Below are 20,589 nucleotides of genomic sequence, written 5' to 3' on the forward strand. Positions count from 1 at the left end.
CGGATCACACCAGCTCGGCCACCGATTTGCGGTTCACGATCCGGCAGGGAAGGAACTCCTGGTGGCGCACCGAGTCGCCGCCGAACCGTTTCTCATACAGCAGCCGGACCGCGCGCTTGCCGACTTCGGTGAATGGCTGCCGCACCGAGGAAAGCAGGAGGGTCCGGGCCATGAAGGAGTCGTCGAAGCCGAACACCGACACATCGCGCGGCACCAGCTTCCCGAGTTTGCGCAGTTCGTCGATCGCATTCGCGGCGATCGCGTCGTGGATGCAGATGATCGCGGTCGGCGGTTCGGGCAGTTTCATCAGCTGCCGGAGCCGTTCGCGCCCCTGTTCCTCCAGCGGCACGTCCCGGATGGTCAGGTGGTATTCCGGTTCCGCCGGCAGCCCGTCCAGCCGCAATTGGTCGAGGATTCCGGCCAGCCGCTGGTCCGACGAGAACACGCCGTCGAACACCCGGATGCTGCCGATCCGGCGATGACCCGCCTGCACCAGCTGCCGGACCACGTTGCGCATCACGCCATAGTTGTCGCTGCCGACGAAATCCCCCCGGATCATCCCGTCGCGCACCAGCGGACTGCCGATCACCACCCAGTTCAGGCCCGCCGCCTCGAACGCATCCAGCACCGGATTGTTGACCTCATGGTAGTTCCGGCAGATCTCGGGGGCAAACAGCACATTGCGGCAGCCGCGGCGGCACAGCCGCTCGATGAACTCCGCCGCCTTCTCCATGTGGCCGTTCAAATTGCAGTAGATCAGGTCGATGCCGTATTCAAACGCCTGCAGCTCGGCGCCGCGCAACTGCAGATTGCCCGACAAATTGCCGGAGGTGTTCGATTCGAGGTACGCGATCAGTCCGCTGCGGAAAGAGTCGCCGCCCGGACCGGAAGCCACGAAACAGCCGACATTGGCGCGCCGTTCGATCTCACCGGCGCGCGCCAGCTCATCGAGCGCGCCGCGCACCGTGCAACGCGACACCCCCAGAATCCGGGTCAGCTCCGATTCGGTCGGAATCCGCACGCCCGGAAGCCATTCGCCGGTTTCGATCCGGCGGCGGACCGCATCGACCGCCTGTTGCCGTCGCGAAGGCGCCATCACCCCTCCCGCACCAGACGCAGCGTCCGGATCGCCGCCGCAGGCAGCGTCAGCCGGAGCGGGTTGCCGCACAGCGGTTCTCCGTCGGAAGTTTCGTCCAGCCGGACCTGGCAGGCCCGCAGGCCCGCAGGCAGCTGCACCGAAACTTCGCTTTCCCGCCGCTCCGGGTTGTAGATGCGCAGAATATCGCCGTTGCCGTCCTCCGCCTTTTTGAGGGCGGAAAATACCGCGTCGCCGTTCAATTCAATGCCGGCAGCCTGAAGCGGCAGCCGCTGCTTCTCCGGCGGCAGATCGCGGAAGAACAGTTCGCGTACCGCGCTGCACTGGTCGCACGGCCGACCGCCGGTCAATTTATGCGGATCGACCGAATCGAAGGCGGCGAAAGCCGGGGCGAGGTACGCCTGAAGTTCCCGCTCCAGCTCCGCCGGAGCCGCTTCGCCGGGACGCAGCGCGAACCGGAAGACGTGGTCCCCGATCAATTTGCCTTCGGGCGCGCACCACTCCACGCCGGAACGGACCCACCGTCCCGCCTCGTCGTAGCGGACCGCATTCACATTGCCGGTCGAACGCAGCAGCGTCAGCGCGATCCGGCCGTCGGCCAGATGCTCGTACTCATGCAGCCCCTCGTTCAGGCAGCTGAACTGCCGCTTTCCCTCCCGGATCGTGATCACGCCGGAGTCGGGCTGGTCCGCGTTGTGGCGCCCCTCCTGCCGGAGCAGCTCGTCGCGGGTGCGCTGTTCGAAACCGAACGGCACCGACGCCAGAGTGACCGGCGACACGATTCCGGGACGGAACACCGCCCGCAGCCTGTGGGAGCCGGAGCGGTTTTCGATCCGGGTTTCGACCGCGACATGGCGGGAAAACTCATCGAGGATGTACTCGACGGCCAGCCGGTTCGGAACCGTCTCCGCCGTCGGGCGGCACAGTTCAAAATCGTAATCGCGCGGCAGCTCGAATTCATAGTCGACCCGCACGCCCTGCCGCAATCCCCGCCGGAAGCCGACGACATGTATCCGCGAAATCGCGCCCAGCTCCCGGATGCTTCCGCCTTCGACCGGCAGGAAGTTGTAGGAGTGCCCGGCATCGCCCTCGTCGGTGAACGAAACCAGGTCCGGGAATATTTCACCGGAATCTTTGTCAAGGAGTTCGGTCCGCCCCGATGCGTCGACCGTGAAGCGCACGAACGCATTCTCCAGCACCGTTCCGGCTGCGGCGTCGGCCACCTCCAGCGGCGCGCCCTCTCTGTACCCCAGCCGCAGGACCCGGAAGCCGCACGGCGGCAACGCTTCGGCGGCAATCTCAAGCTCGACCCGCAGTGCCGGAATCTGTCCGGGCAGGTTGATCGCCGAGTAATTGGTCTGGAACCGCCGTTCCATCGAACGGACCGCGAACCGCACCGGTTCGCCGGCGGGACCGGTAAGCCGGATCGACGCCGGGTTTTCGTCCAGCGGCAGAAACACCTCCGCCGTCATCACCTCCGAACGGGAATGAGGCAGCGGGTTGAACAACGCGAGCAGATACTCCGCCGGATTCAATCCCTTCCGGTCGAGCCGCGCCCAGAACTGCCGGACGCCGCGGTCGGTCAGGTCTTTCACCAGATCGCCAATCCGGGCGAAGCGGTTGGCGTTGTCCTGATGGACCCGGTCGGTGCTGCATCCGCAGATCGAATCGTGCGGATGGTTGCGCAGCAGCGATTTCCACAGATAGCGGAAATAGTCGCGGTCGTACAGGGCGTCGCCGCCGAGCTGTTCGAGCAGGATGTACAGCGGCTCGAGACGCAGTTCGATCAGCGCTTCGAAGTGCGCGTTCTGCCGTTTCAGCGGCAGCCGGGCCGACAGCGTCCCCTGCAGAACGTTGCCGGAAGCGCCGTAGCGCAGTTCGCCGGTTTCACGGTGCAGCGCGATGCCATGCTCCGCCGCGAACGTCCGCACCGCTTCCAGATAACCGCAGAGGGTGGACTGGCGGATCACATCCGGCGCGATCCGGCGGTTCAGCTCCTCCAGAACCGGCAGCAGGTTCTCCTGCGCCTCCAGATGGTCGACGCCGTTCATCAGCAGCCGGTGCGGTGTGACCGCCTCGGATTCCTGCGCCGCCTCCACTTCGCGGAAAAAGAGCAGCGCCAGTTCCGGGTCTTCCGGAAAACGCTGCGCATTGTTGTACCAGCGGCTCATAAAGGAGGCCAGCACCGCCGAACCGTCGGGCGAACACCATTCAAACTCATTGGGCTGCGCTTCCCCCTCCCGCCGGTAGCCGCGCCCGAATACGCAGTTGTCGATGCCGAAGCCGCGGAAAACCTGCGGCAATTGTCCGATCAATCCGAACTGGTCGGGCGTATAGCCGCACCGGGCGCACGCTCCGAACTCCTCCGCCAACGCGGTTCCCGCCAGCAGATTCCGCACGGTGGCCTCGCCGCCGGTCAGGAAGAAGTCGTTCTGCACATACCACGGCCCGACTTTCAGGTTGCCCGAGCGGATATACCGCTCCAGTTCCGCGCGGCGGTATGGCCGGACTTCCAGATAATCCTCCAGACAGACGGTCTGCGCATCCAGCTCGAACACATACTCCGGATACTCCCGGTAGATCTCCAGCAGGTGATCAATCAGGTCGACCAGCCGGTGGCGGAACACCTCGAACGGCTGGTACCACTCCCGGTCCCAGTGCGTATGTGAAATCACGTGAAACTGCTTCATATCCGGATACCTTTCCATGACGGTTGCTGATTTTTCCTGTTATAATTATACCGGATTGCCTGATCAAAAGCAAGGATTGTTTGAACAAATCAAATGATATTCCATGCAATATTCATACAATTTTGTATGATAGCTCTCTCAAAAAATTTTGCTTTTGCATGATTCCCCGTTGACATTCGCTACGGTTCCGCGCATAATTAATAACAGAAAAAGCCTGCGTAATTATGTGCGGCAGGGTGCCGCTGCCGGGCACGCACGCCAATGCCCCTTCGGGGGGGACGCGCGGCGTCTGGCGGCAAGGTGCCGCTGCCGGGTGCGCGCTCCACACCCTTCGGGGTCGCGCGGCGTCTGGCACAAGCAAGCGAAGGTTGGTCTCCATAACCACTTACGCGGCGCACAATAAGCGCGGTCAGCGCCGCGAACGAATGTGAGGGAATTATTTTGCGGCAGCAAAATAACGAGGAACGATAGTGACGAAGCCGAACGTAGAGAGCGAAGCCCCCCTGGCGTAGTGAGCGCAGCGAACGTTGAAGGGTTGGCGGGCGCAGCCCGACAAGTAAGCGGCAAAGCCGCGCCCGCGAGTGGGAATGCTTCGCAAGTCAACGGGAGTCCCGAGGCGAGCGGGGAGGTCCGGAGGGCGAGTGGCCCTCCGGAGCCATCCGCATAAGACATAACGACCAGTTTGTGAACTGTAATGATGCGGAAAGGCAGACTAAACTTATGAGTAAGTACATGATCACGTGCGACTGGAAAGCGGAGATGAATCTCTGCACTCCAAGGTTGATATCGGACGGCATTGGGCCGGACAAGTAAACATCGCCTTTGAGTTGTTGCCGGTAACGCCCTGAAATAAAAAGTGAGTTGCGGACAAAGGATAAAATATGTATAACATGATAAAGGATAAGCAGATGCAATATAAAAATCCAGCAACTTCTCTTAACATACCCGGCATTATGCGTCAGAGTTTTACCCTTATTGAGCTGCTCATTGTAATAGCGATCATCGCTATTGTGGTAACCTCAAAAGCTGGATTTTTTTTGCAATTTTCTGCAATTTTTGCTTTCAAGGCTCTATGAGGAACGATAGATTACAATAGAAATATGGTCTACGGTATACATATTTCTTAACACTCAAGGTAGCATAACTATACCGAGATGTCAAATATTTTATGGACATCTTTCTGTTACCGTCGTACCTTTTTCTATATCTGCCGATAACTTCCAAGGACTAGTTGGTAAAAACGATACCGAAACACTTTTACCGTTCGCCTTATTTCTTCTCCTCCTTGCCTTGCTCTTCTAAAGTAGAATCTTTTGTCTGGTATCCGTTACAGTTCCTCTGTTAAAATTGATATACAGGGCATTTACCAACGTAATAGCCATCATGACGTGGAAACGAGTTCACCTGTTCGGCCAATGGCAACGTGTCAAAGACGTGTATTTTTCAAATCTGCTATGGAACTGACAGGAATAATTTCTCGACATGGGAGAGGGCACTCTTGTTCTGGAGCCTTGAGCATCTCAGTCGTGAAGGAACTCGGAAGAGGCTGGAATATTTCTTCTACTTGGATAGTTACAAGGTCAAATGGTACTCCTGCAGTTTTGAACAAAACCAGAAAAGAAGTTTCCATTTCTGGCATGAAGCTCGAAATTTGGGCGTGAAGACTCAAGGATACTTTTATTTTAATCACTTGCATTTTTTCGTATGCGGCAGTATTGTGAGAACAGTAAAACGCCCAACTTTCGGAGGATGCTTTCATGAGGCTTTATACCAAAGAGCATTTGTGGCTGGATTTCGAAGATGGCATTGTGGTTCTGGGATTGACTTCATATGCAATTTCCCAATTGGGAGAAATTACATTTCTGACACAATATATCACCAAGAGGAGGAATTTTCAAGGGCAAACGACTCAAAAGTCGTTAATTATAAAGCGTTTAACGCATTACGCAGAACACATTATAAACAATCACTACGAGAGGAAATCATGGTTGACCGTTTTTGTCAATATACTACCTCCTGCTGATTTAGGAAGCCATTAAAATACCAGCCTTTTATTTTGCATAAAGGAAACGCAGATGTAACGTCATCGCGATTACAATTCTGACTGCAAACCTGATCCGGTGGATGCTGGAGCCGGGGTGGCCTTTATCGCGGCCAATTCCAACTCCGATTTTCATCTTGAGAATGTCGGGATTTATCCATGAGTACAGGGTGGCCGCATAAAGCCGTCCGGTTCCGCAAGCCCTGAAGTAGGAGCCAAGCGGTCCGCGCCGGTCAATCCCTGCGCTCGCTGATTCCGGCTCCGTGCTCAACCGCAGAGGCCGCTCACCCCAGCATATTGTTGTTCCTGAAATCTTTGGGTGTCTGTCCGGTATATTTTTTGAACAGCCGGTAAAAAAAGAACTCGTTGTCGTATCCGACCCGGGCGCTGATCTGCTTGACGGTCAGGTCGCTGCCCAGCAGCAATGCTTTTGCCCGCTCGATGCGATGGTTGCAGATATACTGCTTGGGAGTGACCCCGAACGTGCGGTGAAAATCCGCGGAAAAATCGTTGTAGTTCATTCCGGCGATCACCGCCAGCCCGGTTACAATCAGATTCTTCTCCAGATTCCGGTCGATGTATTCGAGTACGGTGGAGTAACGTCCGATATTCATCACCTGTTCGTAGTCGTTCTTCGGCATCGCGGCCAGAAAAGGGGTCAGGAGACGACGCAGGATGATGTCGGCTCCGATCAACGCTTCCACACCGTCGTCGGTCTCCGCGCAGTGCAGCAGTTCTCTCATCAGCGCTTCCGTGTCCGGAGGCGCCTTCAATCCGATCAACCGCCGGAAGTAATTCACATTCTCCAGCCGGGCCGAACGGAAATGCAGCCAGTAATGGGTGAACTTACCGGTCGTGGAGTAGCGGAACGGATGGTCCACCGGAATCAGATACACCATTCCCGGCTCCAGCAGATAGCTGCCGTCCGCAAAAATCAACCTCACATTGCCGTCCACCACATAGTAGAAGCGGAAATACGGATCGGCCTGGAATGGATGATAGGCATCGAGATCGTCCTTCGCCGCCATTCCGCTCACCAGCACATTCAAGTCGAGATGGTTGACCAATTCCCGCTCCGGACTGTCGGCAAAGAAAAACGCGATCTCATCCTTGACCTGATGCCTCAGCTCTTTCATGGAAATCCCCCGCTGAATTTAGAAAAGTGCATATAATACCGGATACAAATGCATTGACATAATGCCAATTCTATTATATAATAAGAACAGGAAAATATCAAGGAGAGAATTTCGGTGAATTACAATAATATAAAGAATTTCAGCCGCGCCCGGTTCGGAATGTTTCTCCACTGGGGGCTCTATTCGGTTCCGGCCGGACGCTGGAAGGGCGAGCGGATGGATTACATCGGGGAGTGGATTCAATCCCGTTTCCGCATCCCCAACACCGAATACGCGGCGCTGGCGGAACAATTCAATCCGACGCGGTTCGACGCCGACGAATGGGTGAAATCCGCAAAAGCGGCGGGCATGACCTACCTCGTGTTCACCGCGAAGCATCACGACGGATTCGCCATGTACCACAGCCGGGTAAGTCCGTACAACATCGTCGATGCGACGCCGTTCGGACGGGACGTACTGCGGGAGTTGGCACATGCCTGCGAACGGTATGGGATGAAACTGGGAATCTACTACTCCCACTGCCTGGACTGGCACGAGGCCGACGGCGCGGACCCGGGACCGGACTCCCCCAAAAACTTCGGCATGTCCTGGGGCAACGATTGGGATTATCCGGATTGGTCCGGGAAAAACTTCTCCCGCTATTTCGAAAACAAGGCGCTCCCCCAGGTGGAGGAGCTGCTGACCGACTACGGTCCGGTTTTCCTGATGTGGTTCGACTGCCCGCTGGGGATCAGCGAGGCGCAGGGCAAAAAACTGCGCAAGCTGGTCAAGTCGCTCCAGCCGGATTGTCTCATCAACGGCCGGATCGGACACGGCATGGGCGATTTCGGCAGTCTCGGCGACAATCAGTCCCCCGCCGGAAAGTCACGGATTCCGCTGGAATCGGCCCATACGCTCAACCATACCTGGGGATACAAAAAAGACGACCACAACTGGAGCAACGCCGGGCACCTGATCGACGGACTGCTCTCCTGCAACGAGAAAGATGTCAATTACCTGCTGAACATCGGCCCCCGCCCCGACGGCAGACTGCCCGAGGCGTCGCTCGACATTCTCGGGGAAGTCGCGGAATGGCGGAACCGCAACGGCGTCAGGATCGAAGGGACCGGCCCCAACCCGTTTCCCCAGGCTTTTCCGTGGGGATACTGCACGTTGTCCGGCAGCACGCTCCAGTTTTTTGTGAAGGAGCATCGGAAGGAAATCGAGATTTCCGGACTACGCAACGAGGTGAAGGCGTGCAATCTGCCGTTCGAACGGAACGGGACGCTTCTTCGCATCGCACTCCCGGCCGAACGCGGCGACGACCTGCCGCTGGTCGTCAAGGTAAAAACCACCGGGAAACCCGAGATTGACCGAACGCTGACGCTTCAGGACGGCGTTCTGATCCTGTCCCCGGCAAGCGGGGAGATCGTTCACGGGAACGCTGCGGCAACCGCTTCCGGGGAAACGATACTCGGCGCGGCGGCGGAGGTGCTGACGGAAAAGCCGGAATGTTCGCTGAACGACGGCGGAGCCCTGACCCAGTGGAACCACCCCGGCGACGGAGTCAGCTGGGACATCCGGATTCCGGAAGCCGGGTCTTACGAGTTTCAGGTTGTGACCGAGAACCGTTGTCACAGCGCCCCCTGGACCGGCGGCCGCCGCGTGCGGCTGGAATTCGCCGGACAACGCCTGGAATGTGAACTCCGGGAAGATGAAAAACTCACCTCCCGCTGCTACGCCCGGGCCATCTCCAAGATCGGGACGTTGACTCTTTCCGGCTCTGCCAGCGGAATTCTTCGACTTTCCAATCTGAGCACCAACAAAACGGAGGCCGCAAACATGAATCTGACCACTGTGAGAATTCAACAACAGACCAGGAGAACAAAATGAAAAAAACAGAAAACAAAAACAACTGTTTCACGCTCATCGAACTGCTCGTGGTAATCGCGATCATCGCGATTCTGGCGGGCATGCTGCTCCCGGCATTGAGTAAGTCGCGGGAGAGGGCGAAAGCGATTACCTGCACCTCAAACATGAAGCAGGTCTTCACAGGACTTTCCATGTATGTGAACGACTACAACGGTTGGCTGCCGCGGACTAATTGGCACTGCGCGTATGCTACATCTATTGTGGGCTATCTGGGGATCTCCAGCGGTGTTGAATGGGGAGGTGCTCCGTATTACAAACAGCCGAAGACAGTTCTGCACTGCCCGGCGGCGGACACGTCGATCACCGGTTCCGTTACGTATTACGGACCGTCGTATTCCCCGACGATGAAATGGCCAGTTTCTTATGCAGGGGGAAAAGAGAACGGATGCTGGATTTACCTTGACGACTGGGATTTGACCAAGCCGTCGCAGAAACTGGACAAGATCCTAAGTGGATCGGCCATTCTGGTGGACATGAATTGGACGCTGAATGAAACAGGCTTCGCCGGTGTTCAAGTTTTTGTCGGGGATTATACCCTGTCCTCCCCGAACGCGCCCGGATTCAAGCACAATCTCGGGAGCAATTTCCTATTTACGGACGGTCATGTTGCCCTAGTTCGGTATCGCAACGGCGCGAACTGTCTCGACAACGACTACAAAATGCTTTGATACACTGAAAATCAATCCGTCATATTTGAGGTGCCCAATGGCAGTCTGCAAAAATTCTTGTTCCTTCCCAATTTTGACCTGCCAGGTCATTGCGGAAGCGGACTGCCATATCATCCACGAAAACAAGGTGTCAGAACCCACCCGAACCCTGTTCCTCGCCGATTCGCGGAGCAACTGGTTTTATTCCGATTTACGGGTACGTGTTCCCAACACTACCGTTTTCACCTCCAGGCCGTTTTTGCTTGCTCACCAAAACCGGAGCAATGCGGCTTTTTTCGACGGGCATTGTGAGAATCTTTCCAAAGACAAGATCAAAAAAAGTTTTCTCCCGATTCCCCATTCGCCTATTGACCGGGAGAGTATTCCAAAAGAAAAAAAGATAAGAAGCCCATACCGAGATTTGTCAGAAAAATAGTTTCCAGAAAGGATCAAAATGAGAGTTAAACAATTATTCTCAGGACTTGCGGCGGCAGTTGCCGTCTCGCTGTCAGCGGCCGAATGCCTCACCAGCAATTCCCTGAATTGGACCTCTTTCGCCAATCAATGCAATGGAAGTGCGGTGAAAACCGCGGACGGCGGCTACGAGATGTCAAAAGCGTCCGGCGGTGACGCCGTTTATCTCTACAACAAGGATAGTTATCCGGTCGAGCAGGGCAAAACTTACCGGGTGTCGATAAAACTCGGACAGTGCGACTCCAGACTGAAGCCGGAAGTAATGATCACTTTCCCCGGAAACCAAGACAGAAAACCCGCGTCGTATTCCGTTCTGTTCAAAAACAACGCGGCGGAGGCATATTTTACCGCGCAGCCCGGAGACAAGGGAATCCGGATTCACCTGATCGCCAAGGGGAACGGCAAAGCGAAAGTGGATTCCGTACTTGTGACCGAAGCCAAGACCCTCCCGTCCCCCCGCACCGAAGTTGCATCTGATAACGGCAACCTGTTGGATAACGATCTTCTGGACTGGACCTATCTGGCCAACAAATGCAAAGGCGTCGCGAAAAAGAATGCAAATGGAAGTTACGAAGTAACAAAGGAATCCGGGGGCGACGCCCTTTACTTTTACAATAAGAACAACTATCCGGTCAAGCCGGGTAAAACCTACCGGGTTTCCATAAAACTGGCGCGATATGACGCTACCCTGAATTCCATACTGATGATCAGCTTTCCCGACAACAAGGGCAGGAATCCAGCTTCGTATACCGCTCTGCTCAGAAACGGCGAGGCGGAGACAATTTTTACCGCCCAACCCGGAGATCAGGGAATCCGGATTCATCTGGTAGTCGACGAAGACGGAACAGCGGAAGTTGCTTCGGTTGTGCTGAAAGAGTTGGTCCCGCTCTCTTCCTCGCCGGTCGATATATCCAACGCTGTCAACATGGGGTTTAAAGACGAGATTGCCAATGACAGGAAAGGCGGCTGGACAGATCAGGGATCCGATAATGACCTTCGTATTTTCAAACCGGGGAAGAGGAGTTTTTCCGGTGTGATGTTCGATATCCTTGATGAGACAAAGAACAACGGTAAAGCCTGCATCGCTCTGGCCGGAAAAGCACAGGAGTGGTTGCCGGAGTCTGTTTCGGTTAAGGCCGATGGCGCGTGGACAAGTCTTTTTCTTTTGCATGCGCTTGCGTGGGGCGAGTCAGCCCCGGGCGGGATTACCGTTGCATATAAAGACGGCAGCAAGCAGGAGATTCCCGTTACCTCGGCGGATGTAGGAAATTGGTGGGGGCCTTGTGCCGGGACAAATTCCGTTGTCGCGTGGAGCGCGGATAACAACGCGGCGTATGTCGGGCTTTATCTCACGCAATATAAAATTCAGGACAAGCCGTTGGCTTCCATAACGCTTCACAGCAATTGCGGGCCGGTCTGGCTGATCGCAGGGCTCTCGCTGGCAAAAGGCGATTATCTTATCCCGAAAAATGTTGAAACGGTTATTTTTGAAAACAAAGAGTGGAAACGACTGGAGCTGAAACAGGATATTCAAAAGGGAAGCGTGCTGGATTTTTCCGCTCTCCAGGATGCTCCTGCCGGAAAGTACGGGCGTGTAATTGTAAACGAGAGCGGAAAATTCGCTTTTGAAACAACCCCGCAGAAGGCGGAGCGGTTTTATGGCACGAACCTGAACGGGATCATCTATATTGATAAAACATGGTGCAAGCGGATAGCGGAACGTCTTGCCATGTCCGGCTATAATTCCGTCAGAATTCATCATTATGACGGCGACCTCCTAAAAAAAGACAGAAAAGGGATTGTGTTCGACCCTGAAAAAGTTGATCTGTTTGACTATTTTATTTTCTGTCTTAAGGAGAAAGGGATTTACGTGACGATTGATCTTTATGTCAGCCGTCAGCTTGTTCCCGGTGAACTTTCCGATCTTCCCGAATTCTCCGGACTGGACGGATACAAGGGGCTTGTGTTTCTTCTTCCGTCGGCGATGGATAATTGGAAAGATTTTACCCGGCAGTTTCTCACTCATGTCAATCCGTATACGAAGCTGGCGCTCAAGGATGATCCGGTTTTGATAACGCTTTCATTGATCAATGAAGATACCATTTTTGACATGTCCCAAAACCAGCGCACGTCGGCGCTTTTCCGCAAACGTTATGATTCGTGGCTTCAGAAGAAGGGGATTTCTCCTGACAAGGCGGACAATTCCACATGGAACGAATTTCTTTCCGAACTTTACAGCAGGGGATTTCGTGAGATGAAAACGTTTGTCCGTTCCCTTGGCTGTAAAACGCCGATCACTGACCAGAATATGGCCCAGAATATCCCTTTGACTCTTTTGCGGTCGCAATACGATTATGTTGATATCCATGCATACTGGGATCATCCCCGCATGGAGGAATGGGCGCTTCCGTTTGGAATTGCGGGGAAAAGCTTTATCACGACCGGGCCCGACTGGTTGGTTACGGTTATGTCCGGCCGTATCCTGGGTAAGCCATTTGTCATTACGGAATTCGATTTCGCTTCACCGAATCCTTTCCGTGCCGAGTCCGGTCCGCTGATGGGAGCCTACGCCTCCCTGCAGGATTGGGACGCGCTTTACCGGTTTGCCTACGCGCATCACACTTCTCATATCTTAGGAAATGGTCACATTCACGTCAATGCCTGTTGGGATATCTCCGTTGATCCGGTCAAAGCGCTTTCCGACCGAATCGGAATTCTTCTTTTTCAGCGCGGAGACGTTTCGCCCGCCCGCAAGTGCATTCCTACCATTGTCTGCAATGACCTTGCCGGAAACGAGGTAAACCGACCTGATGGATGGGATATAAAACAACTGGCGTTTGTCTGTAAAATAGGCATGGCCATTGTTGACAAAAAATGCCAATTTGTGAGCCCGGACGTTTTTCCGAAAGATGCGATTGCCGTCAATTGCATTCAATCGGCGATGTCCGCACATGGGTGGGGTCGCCCTAATCTTTCCGCCGATAACGCTTCACCGTCCGGAATTTTGAAAAACTGTCTTCCGCAAAACATTGCGGAAGGGCTTGAACACGGATTATTGATCAGTACAACCAATGAATTGGAGCGGAATAGAATTGCCGGCACGTTCAAAGCGATAACCCCCCGGAGCGAAACGTTGATTGTTCCCGCAGGAACGGCGCTTTCCGGAAAACGTTTTTCTGTTGAAGGCAATACCGAATGGGCTGTTTTCTGTGCCGCATCCGTTGACGGGAAGTCATTGGCAGAAAGCCGGCGGATTCTTGTGCTGCATCTCACAAACGGTCTGTATTCAGGGACGAAGTTTGCAAATTCCCAAATGACGCGGCTGCTTGATTGGGGGCATTATCCCTGTCTTGTCCGGACCGGCAGCGCCTTGCTTACTCTCCGGGGCGCATACACGGGATATAAACTGTATGGAGTGGATCTTTCCGGAAAACGCATAAAGGAAATCCCATTAAAATGTACGGATGCGGCCCTCTCCTTCATTGCCTCAATCTCATCCGGACCCGACACGATTCTGGCATATGAACTAGTCAAGGAATAAAGTCACCTGAAATTCTGATGCGTTTTCAAGCAGCCGACACCGATCGGAAAAGGCTTCCCGCCCCGAAGAAGATATTCCGGGCGGGAAAGCAATCCAATTATTGCTGTCCGCAGAATCGGGAAAGTCTGATTCTCTGGGACTGATCGGAATTTTGATTCTCAGCATTGAGGATAAGACAGACTGAAAATGATTCAAAAATCAAGAAAACGGCTGAAATCCGCCCGAACAATAAGGATGCGAAGATTCCAGTAATCTTCTCTCAAATTCAAGAAAGAGTGAGTGTATTATGAAGATTCAGAATGGCCAGCGGCTGGTGTTTATCGGAGACTCAGTAACGGATATGGGACGTACACGCAATGGCGACGCCCCTTCGGAAGGCCTGTTCGAGCCGCTCGGCAAAGGATATCCCCATATCGTTTCGGGGCTGCTCAACGCGGTGTATCCGGAACGGCGAGTCCGCATCACCAATGTGGCTAACGGCGGCAACAACGTACGCGACCTCAAAGCCCGCTGGCAGCGCGATGTGATCGACCTTGCCCCGGACTGGCTTTCCATTCTGATCGGCTTCAACGATGTCTGGCGGCAATTCGATTCTCCACAGTTTCCCGAACAGGCCGTTCCGCCGGAAGAATACGAAAACACCCTCCGGGAGCTGGTCGTATCAACCCAGCCCCGGCTGTCCGGCGGGCTGGTCCTGATGGCCCCGTATTTCATCGAACCGAATTCTTCCGATGCCATGCGCAAACGCATGGACGAATACGGCGCGGCCTGCGCAAAAATCGCAGCGGAAACCGGTGTGCTGTTCGTCGATCTGCAGGCGGTGTTCGATAAGGTGCTGAAGCATTGCTATTCCTGTTATATTTCCTGGGACCGGGTGCATCCGAATGTCTATGGTTCGACCATCATCGCGCGCGCATTCCTGCGAGCGGTAGAATTCGACTACAATCACGAACTGTAAAAAAACAGGAGAGTTTCATATGGCGGCAAAACAAATCTATGCGATCGGGAACTCCCATCTGGACCCGATCTGGCTGTGGCCCCGCGCCTCGGGAAGAAGCAGTATGCTCAACACGGTCCGTTCGGTGGTGAAGCTGATGGAGAAGTTCCCGGACTTCAAGTTCAGTTGCTCCTCCGCGGACCTCTACCGCTGGTGCGAGGAGCGTGACCCCGGGCTTTTCCGCCGGGTCGTCGAACTGGTCCGCGAGGGGCGGTGGGAGCCGGTCGGCGGCTGGGAGGTCCAGTCCGACGCGGTGATCACCCGGCTGCCGATCCTTTTGAAGCAGGCCGAGATCGGGCAGGAATATTTCCGCACCCGGTTCGGCGCGGCGGCGTCGATCGCCTATAATGTTGACACGTTCGGCCACACCGCCATGCTGCCGGCGATCCTCCGCCAGCATGATTTCACGGCCTATGTCTACGGACGCGGGCAGGAGCATTTGCCTTCGGTCTTCCGCTGGATCGCCGCCGATGGCTCCGAAGTCGTAGCTCACCATGCCCGTGACGGTTACGGCACCCCGCAGGCAATGAGTCGGGAACAGTTCTTCGACCGCATCCGTGATCACCATGAACACGGCGACGAGTTTCAGACCTTCTTCTACGGCATCGGCGACCATGGCGGCGGCGTCTACGCCAGGCATCTGGAATGGCTGAACGAGGCGCGGCAGGAATTCCCGATCCGCTTCGCGACGCTCGCGGAGTTCTTCGCCGACCTGAAAGAGCGGAAGGTCGAACTGCCCGAATTTCGCGGCGAGATCGCACCGGCGGCGCGCGGCATTTACTCGGCTTGCCGTCCAGTGAAGGAGGCGGCGGCGCGCACCGTCCGCCATCTGCTCAAAGCCGAACGGCTCGGAGCTCCCGCCGAAACGCTGGCAAGGCCGTGGCGCGAAGCGGCGTTCGCCCATTTTCACGACATCATGCCCGGTTCCTCCATCCGCAAAGCGCTGGCGGAGGATGTGACTTCGCTGCTCGGCGCGGCGGACTTCGCCGCCACCGAATACATGGATGAGGAGCTGGCTGCGTCGGAGAGCGCGGCCGACCTCAATTTCATCACCGAAGGGGGATTTCAGGTGTGGTCTCCCCATCCGTTCCCGGTGGTTGCGCCGGTCGCGATGGATGCGTTCAGCGACCCCAACGCAGTCGGGGAGCCCTTCTCCTCGCTGATCGACCGCGACGGCAATTGTTATCCGCTGCAACTGCTGCCGGGGACCACCAGCTACGGGCCCTGTCTTTCGCCGTGGGGACGGCTGACCGCGGTGTTGTCGCTGGGCGCCTCTCAGGAACAATTCTACGCATTCAGCCGCCGCAAGGCGGAACCGCTGGAGAATCTGGGGTTTGCGAAGCAGCGCGAACTCCTCGCCAGGCTCCGCTTCCCGGTGCTGCCCGACCGCAACGGCGTGTGGGGGTTCACGATGACCCCTTACGGCGTCGCGTCGGAATACGCGGAATGCACCGGCATCCACGAGTTCGCCGATGGTCCGGTCTGCAGCATTCTCGCGGCGACCTATCGCTATCGGGAGTCGTCCGTCCATCTGGAGCTGACCGCCTATCGCGGCATCGCCGAGGTGGGGGTGCGCCTCGCGGTCAACTGGCACGAGCGTTTTACCTGTCTCAAGCTCGGGATTCAACTCGCCGCCCAGCCCGATTTCCTGCTCACCGGCAACGCCGGGGGAATCACCGAACGCTACCGCTGGAGTTGCGACTATGCGCTTCGCAATGTAAACGGAGCGTGGATGCGTACTCCTGCGGACTCGCCCGAGTACGCATTCACCGATTTCTGTCAGCTCCATTCGGGGAGCGAGGCGGTCACGGTCTATGCGCCCGACCTCTACAGCTGCAACCTCTCCGACGGAATGCTCGGCGTAACGCTTCTGCGCCCCTCGCGTTATGCGGACTTTGTGAGCTTTCCATCATTCGAACGGGAAGGGTGGATGGATCTTGGCTTCTCTTACTTTTCACTCTGGATCGACAGCGATCCGGCGGTCGTCCCGGAAATGCTGCCGCGCCGCGCGTCGGTGCGGCTGCTGACCCCCGAGGTGCGCGAGATCACCGGCCACGCGCCGTCGGAGTTTGCGAACCCTCATGCGCGCCCCCCTCTGCCCGAACTGTCCGGCGAATTGGTCGCCGAGAGCTTTTCTCAAGAAGGAACGACCGTCTGGAACCCCTCCGGAGAACCGGCGCATTGTCGCTATGCGAACGAGGAGATTGTTCTCAAGCCCCATGAGATCCGCATGATTTCATCCGGAAATATCGGCAAACCTCAGGGTAATTAGACCGAAAGCAATGAATCGCGTAATCCGATCATAGAAAGACAATTTTTCATGAAACGTTCGGAATTGAATGGCTGGATCGACGAGGCCCTGGCTTTTTCGACTCGTTCCATTTTCTTGTGCCCGCGTGGGCGCGCTGGTCCCCCGGCCAGTGGAACCGGGCCGGCGGCGTCCCCGATGAAATCCGCGATTGCCAGCTTGGGTGGGACATCACCACCTTCGGGAGCGGCGACTTCAAAAAGATGGGGCTGATCCTGCTCACCACCCGGAACGGACTGCTCGTCTCCGCCCCCGGAAAAAATTATCCGAAACCCTACGCCGAAAAGATCATGATGGTCCGCGACGGGCAGGTCACTCCGCGCCACTTCCACATGCAGAAGCAGGAGGATATCATCAACCGCGGCGGAGGCAACCTGGTGATCGAACTCTGGCCGGCCGATCCGGCAAAGAAGCGGCTTCTGGACATGGAGTTCACCGTCCCGGTGGACGCTTTCCCGCGCAAACTTCAGCCGGGGGGCAAGGTGGTGCTCTCCCCCGGAGAAAGCGTTTGCCTCAGCCCCTGCCAGCCCATCTCTTCTACGGTGACGGCGACGTGATGGTCGGCGAAGTCTCGCGGGTCAACGACGACTTCACGGACAACTGTTTCGTTGACGGCATGCCCCGCTTCGATCAGATTGAGGAGGACGAACCCGCCCGCTATCTGCTCGGCATCGACTACAGGCCGAAGATAAAATAAAGCTCCTCAACCCAAGGGTCAATACTGTTCATTTAGCAACCTGAAAGTGGGATGAAGCGCACACTTCAGTGGCGTATTGTGCCTTGAAATTGGGGGTATCGATCATTTTCAGTTGAAAACAATTTCAAAGCCGAAACAAAACGACTGAAAAATCAGTCAAAACAATTATGACGAGGAGATCACGATGATCTCTTCACCGATTCTGAAGAGGACTTTCCATTATGGCATTCACCACGGCGAATATTCCAGACCGCGCTCACAGCGAACTGAAATTCCATAAATATTACGGCGACGATTTGTCGATGCATGAAACGGCGTCTCCTGAAATGATTGCGGAATTCCAGAAAAAATATCCGAGGGATTTCTACTGTTTCGGGATTCCGCGTGAATTTCCGGTCGCGCGGTTTGATCTCCCCGCAGGAGTCATGCTCCTGGGCGCGGTCGGGGAGCTTGAAAAACTCCGGCTGACCGGGCGTCCCGGGGAGTTCCTCGCATTCCAGATCGCTGTCTGGTCCCCCGGACAGGCGCTGGGGAACCTGCATCTGGAGTGCGGAAGTTTTCCGCTCCCCGTGCGGGTGTTTCTCCAGGAAAATGAGCAGAAGATCAACCTTTCGGCGGGACGGATTCAGGTATTCTGGTGTATGATCGACCTTCCGGACACAGCAAGGACGTTTCACGGAAATTTTACAGTGACAGCCGACGGTTTTTCAACTGTCGCGATTCCCTGTGCGCTGACCGTCGCCGGGGAAAGGCTGACCGACGGCGGCGAATCCGATGATTCCCGTCTGGCGCGGCTCCGCTGGCTGGATTCGGAAATCGGGATTTCCCATGAGGTTCCCGAACCTTACCTGCCGCTCCGCAGAAAAGGATTAAAACTTTTCATGTTCGGACGCACGCTGACGCTCTCGCCGGAGGGACTTCCCGAGTCTGCGGAAAGCTTTTTCTGCGGCAGCAATGACCGCCTCGGCACAGTCGGCAAGTCCTTGCTTTCCAGGCCGTTTGCATTTGTTCCTGACGGCGGATTTCCCGCGGTAGCCTCCGGCAGCTTCTGCCGTTTCACGGTTGAAGCGCCCGACCGGATCGAATGGCGTTCCGGATGCCGCTTCGCGGGGTGCGGGGCGGAACTGTCGGTCTCTGGATTTCTTGAATATGATGGATTTGCATCTTTCGACTGTTCAATCAGATTCTCAAAGGAGTGTTCCCTGAACGATCTGCGGCTGGAATTTTCGGCGTCGGGCTGCGAATTCATCGGCCTGAACCGTCACGGAGGACCGGCGCCGGACAAACTCCGCTGGCTTTGGGACACCCGCCGCAACCAGGACGGCTTCTGGCTGGGAGACCTCAACGGAGGAATCCGTCTGCGGCTTCGGGACCGGTCGAGCCGGATTCCGCTGACGAACTGTTATTATCATTTTTCGCCGATCACGCCGCCCCCCGCGTGGGATAACGGTGGCAAGGGCGGAATTGCGCTGACGAAATGTGGCGGCATCAGCGAAATCACAGCTTTTTCCGGAGCGCGGAAGGTTACCGCAGGGACGATGCTGGATTACGGATTTGAACTTCAGCTCACTCCGTTCAAGCCAGCGGATCCGGTCCGGCACCTGAAGCAGCGCTTCTTCCATCCCTACATGCACGATCTTGAGCTGCCTCTGGAAAAGATGTTCACGCCGGAATTCTTCTCCAGGCTCCGTGCCGAAGGAGTTGAAGTCATCAATCTTCACCATGCGCTGAAAGAGAATCCGTTCATCAATCTGCCGTATACCGCCGCTTCACTCCCATACCTGCAGCAATTCGTGGAACAGGCCCACCGTGAAGAACTGAAGGTCTGCTTGTACTATACCATCCGGGAACTGTCAGTGCATGCGCCGGAATTCTGGGCCTTTGCCGCCATGCGCGGCGAGATTCTGTTCCCCGGTCCGGGCAACGAGGCGCGCCCCGAGACCGCGCCGATGGGAGCGCACCCCTATCTGCAGACAAACTGCCGGTTCGGATATCTTTCCGCATGGGCGGAAGCCGTCAAGGAAGGACCGCATGCCGGGGAACTTGATCTTGCAGTCGAAACCGCACCGGGAAGACGTTTTGAAAATTATTATCTGGAAGGACTCCGTTATCTGCTGGAACGCTGTCCGATTGACGGGCTTTACCTCGACGACATCTCGCTTTCGCGGGAAGGCTTCCGCCGTCTTGGAACGATTTTCCGGAGCATCCGCAAATGCGAACCGATTCTGAATCTCCATTCCTGGAATTCCTACAATCCGCGCTTCCCGAATTACGGCAACGCCTCGCCGGTCCTGCGCGATCTGCATTTTTATCCGTTCCTGAGTTCGCTCTGGATCGGAGAAGCGTTCGACTATGAGGGGACCTCTCCTGATTACTACCTGACGGAAATTTCAGGGCTGCCGTTCGGTCTGATGAGTGAAATGCTCGATCGGGGCGGAAATCCGTGGCGCGGGATGCTTTTCGCCATGACGGGGCGTCTCGGCTGGCTTGCCGACCCGCGGCCGCTCTGGAAACTGTTTGACAGCTTTGACCTGGCGCACAGCCGCATGATCACCTTTTGCGATGCGGCCCCCGCGGTACGCTGTTCCGCGCCTGCGGTGAAAGCAACCCTGTTCCTGCATCCCGGCGGCCGGGCGCTTCTGGCAGCCGCCTCATGGAGCCCACACACGGAAAAAGTGCGTTTCCGGTTCGATGTCGCACAGTTGCCGGAGAACCTGCGAAAATTCAGCACGCTCAATGCCATGGGAATCAATGGAATGCAGACCGCAGAACGTTTTGATGCAGACGCGGAGATCCCCGTCGAACCTGGACGCGGGATACTGCTTTTATTGGAGGAATAAAATGAAAAGTAAGGACATCTGACCGGTCTACGGCCTGACTGATGTCCATTATCTGGCATCAAAGGCATCTGACCTGCCGTAATATTTTGCGGCAAATCAGATGCCCTGATTATAAATTCAAGTTTTCCTGTTTTTTTGAACTGCTCCCGCGAATCGAGAGAAGTTCCTGAATTTATTGTGCCGACCTTGATTGAAAAAAACACGAATTTTT

Annotated in this window: 11 protein-coding genes and 1 pseudogene; 9 read left to right on the forward strand and 3 right to left on the reverse strand. The window is 56.0% G+C overall.

Annotated features, from left to right (window positions below; genetic code table 11):
• Positions 1–4 precede the first annotated feature (4 nt).
• Positions 5–1,096, reverse strand: coding sequence for a GntR family transcriptional regulator (locus C8D82_RS13065; protein ID WP_116884733.1), 1,092 nt, complete (start codon positions 1,094–1,096; stop codon positions 5–7).
• Positions 1,096–3,786 (reverse strand): glycoside hydrolase family 38 N-terminal domain-containing protein, encoded by a 2,691-nt coding sequence (locus C8D82_RS13070; RefSeq protein ID WP_165833067.1) that lies wholly within the window; start codon positions 3,784–3,786, stop codon positions 1,096–1,098. The genes C8D82_RS13065 and C8D82_RS13070 overlap by 1 nt, the downstream gene beginning before the upstream one ends.
• 881 nt (positions 3,787–4,667) lie before the next feature.
• Here C8D82_RS13070 and C8D82_RS13075 point away from each other — a divergent pair.
• Positions 4,668–4,862: a prepilin-type N-terminal cleavage/methylation domain-containing protein gene (locus C8D82_RS13075; protein ID WP_116884735.1), complete on the forward strand. Its 195-nt coding sequence runs from the start codon at positions 4,668–4,670 to the stop codon at positions 4,860–4,862.
• A gap of 1,249 nt (positions 4,863–6,111) precedes the next feature.
• On the opposite strand, the gene C8D82_RS13090 is transcribed toward C8D82_RS13075, so the two are convergent.
• Positions 6,112–6,963, reverse strand: a complete 852-nt coding sequence (locus C8D82_RS13090; RefSeq protein WP_116884738.1) for a helix-turn-helix domain-containing protein — start codon at positions 6,961–6,963, stop codon at positions 6,112–6,114.
• A 114-nt stretch (positions 6,964–7,077) separates the two neighbouring features.
• On the opposite strand from C8D82_RS13090, the gene C8D82_RS13095 reads away from it, so the two are divergent.
• The 8 genes and pseudogenes from C8D82_RS13095 to C8D82_RS13130 all read left to right on the forward strand — a co-directional run bounded on the left by C8D82_RS13095 (position 7,078) and on the right by C8D82_RS13130 (position 20,378).
• Positions 7,078–8,835 carry an alpha-L-fucosidase gene (locus C8D82_RS13095; RefSeq protein ID WP_116884739.1) on the forward strand — a complete coding sequence of 586 codons (1,758 nt, stop codon included), beginning with the start codon at positions 7,078–7,080 and terminating at the stop codon, positions 8,833–8,835.
• On the forward strand, positions 8,832–9,542 hold the full coding sequence (locus C8D82_RS13100; protein WP_116884740.1) for a type II secretion system protein: 711 nt from the start codon (positions 8,832–8,834) through the stop codon (positions 9,540–9,542). Before C8D82_RS13095 ends, C8D82_RS13100 begins: the two co-directional genes overlap by 4 nt.
• A 37-nt stretch (positions 9,543–9,579) precedes the next feature.
• The gene (locus tag C8D82_RS13105) at positions 9,580–9,957 is read left to right on the forward strand and encodes a hypothetical protein (RefSeq protein WP_116884741.1); all 378 of its coding nucleotides are present in this window, start codon (positions 9,580–9,582) and stop codon (positions 9,955–9,957) included.
• A gap of 18 nt (positions 9,958–9,975) precedes the next feature.
• Positions 9,976–13,536, forward strand: coding sequence for a hypothetical protein (locus tag C8D82_RS13110; protein WP_133245198.1), 3,561 nt, complete (start codon positions 9,976–9,978; stop codon positions 13,534–13,536).
• Between the two features lie 286 nt (positions 13,537–13,822).
• The gene (locus tag C8D82_RS13115; RefSeq protein WP_116884743.1) at positions 13,823–14,494 is read left to right on the forward strand and encodes an SGNH/GDSL hydrolase family protein; all 672 of its coding nucleotides are present in this window, start codon (positions 13,823–13,825) and stop codon (positions 14,492–14,494) included.
• A 19-nt stretch (positions 14,495–14,513) separates the two neighbouring features.
• Positions 14,514–16,805 (forward strand): alpha-mannosidase, encoded by a 2,292-nt coding sequence (locus C8D82_RS13120; RefSeq protein ID WP_116884744.1) that lies wholly within the window; start codon positions 14,514–14,516, stop codon positions 16,803–16,805.
• Positions 16,806–16,853: 48 nt separating this feature from the next.
• Positions 16,854–17,538, forward strand: a pseudogene (locus C8D82_RS13125) (D-lyxose/D-mannose family sugar isomerase).
• Between the two features lie 221 nt (positions 17,539–17,759).
• Positions 17,760–20,378: a glycoside hydrolase domain-containing protein gene (locus C8D82_RS13130; protein WP_116884745.1), complete on the forward strand. Its 2,619-nt coding sequence runs from the start codon at positions 17,760–17,762 to the stop codon at positions 20,376–20,378.
• Positions 20,379–20,589: the final 211 nt, after the last annotated feature.

This window comes from Victivallis vadensis (assembly GCF_003096415.1).
Taxonomy (GTDB): domain Bacteria; phylum Verrucomicrobiota; class Lentisphaeria; order Victivallales; family Victivallaceae; genus Victivallis; species Victivallis vadensis.

Coding starts and splice junctions, on each gene's coding strand:
- C8D82_RS13115 (WP_116884743.1), top strand. CDS start 13,823: ATGAAGATTCAGAATGGCCAGCGGCTGGTGTTTATCGGAGACTCAGTA.
- C8D82_RS13105 (WP_116884741.1), top strand. CDS start 9,580: ATGGCAGTCTGCAAAAATTCTTGTTCCTTCCCAATTTTGACCTGCCAG.
- C8D82_RS13120 (WP_116884744.1), top strand. CDS start 14,514: ATGGCGGCAAAACAAATCTATGCGATCGGGAACTCCCATCTGGACCCG.
- C8D82_RS13110 (WP_133245198.1), top strand. CDS start 9,976: ATGAGAGTTAAACAATTATTCTCAGGACTTGCGGCGGCAGTTGCCGTC.
- C8D82_RS13070 (WP_165833067.1), bottom strand. CDS start 3,786: ATGAAGCAGTTTCACGTGATTTCACATACGCACTGGGACCGGGAGTGG.
- C8D82_RS13100 (WP_116884740.1), top strand. CDS start 8,832: ATGAAAAAAACAGAAAACAAAAACAACTGTTTCACGCTCATCGAACTG.
- C8D82_RS13075 (WP_116884735.1), top strand. CDS start 4,668: ATGTATAACATGATAAAGGATAAGCAGATGCAATATAAAAATCCAGCA.
- C8D82_RS13130 (WP_116884745.1), top strand. CDS start 17,760: ATGGCATTCACCACGGCGAATATTCCAGACCGCGCTCACAGCGAACTG.
- C8D82_RS13065 (WP_116884733.1), bottom strand. CDS start 1,096: ATGGCGCCTTCGCGACGGCAACAGGCGGTCGATGCGGTCCGCCGCCGG.
- C8D82_RS13090 (WP_116884738.1), bottom strand. CDS start 6,963: ATGAAAGAGCTGAGGCATCAGGTCAAGGATGAGATCGCGTTTTTCTTT.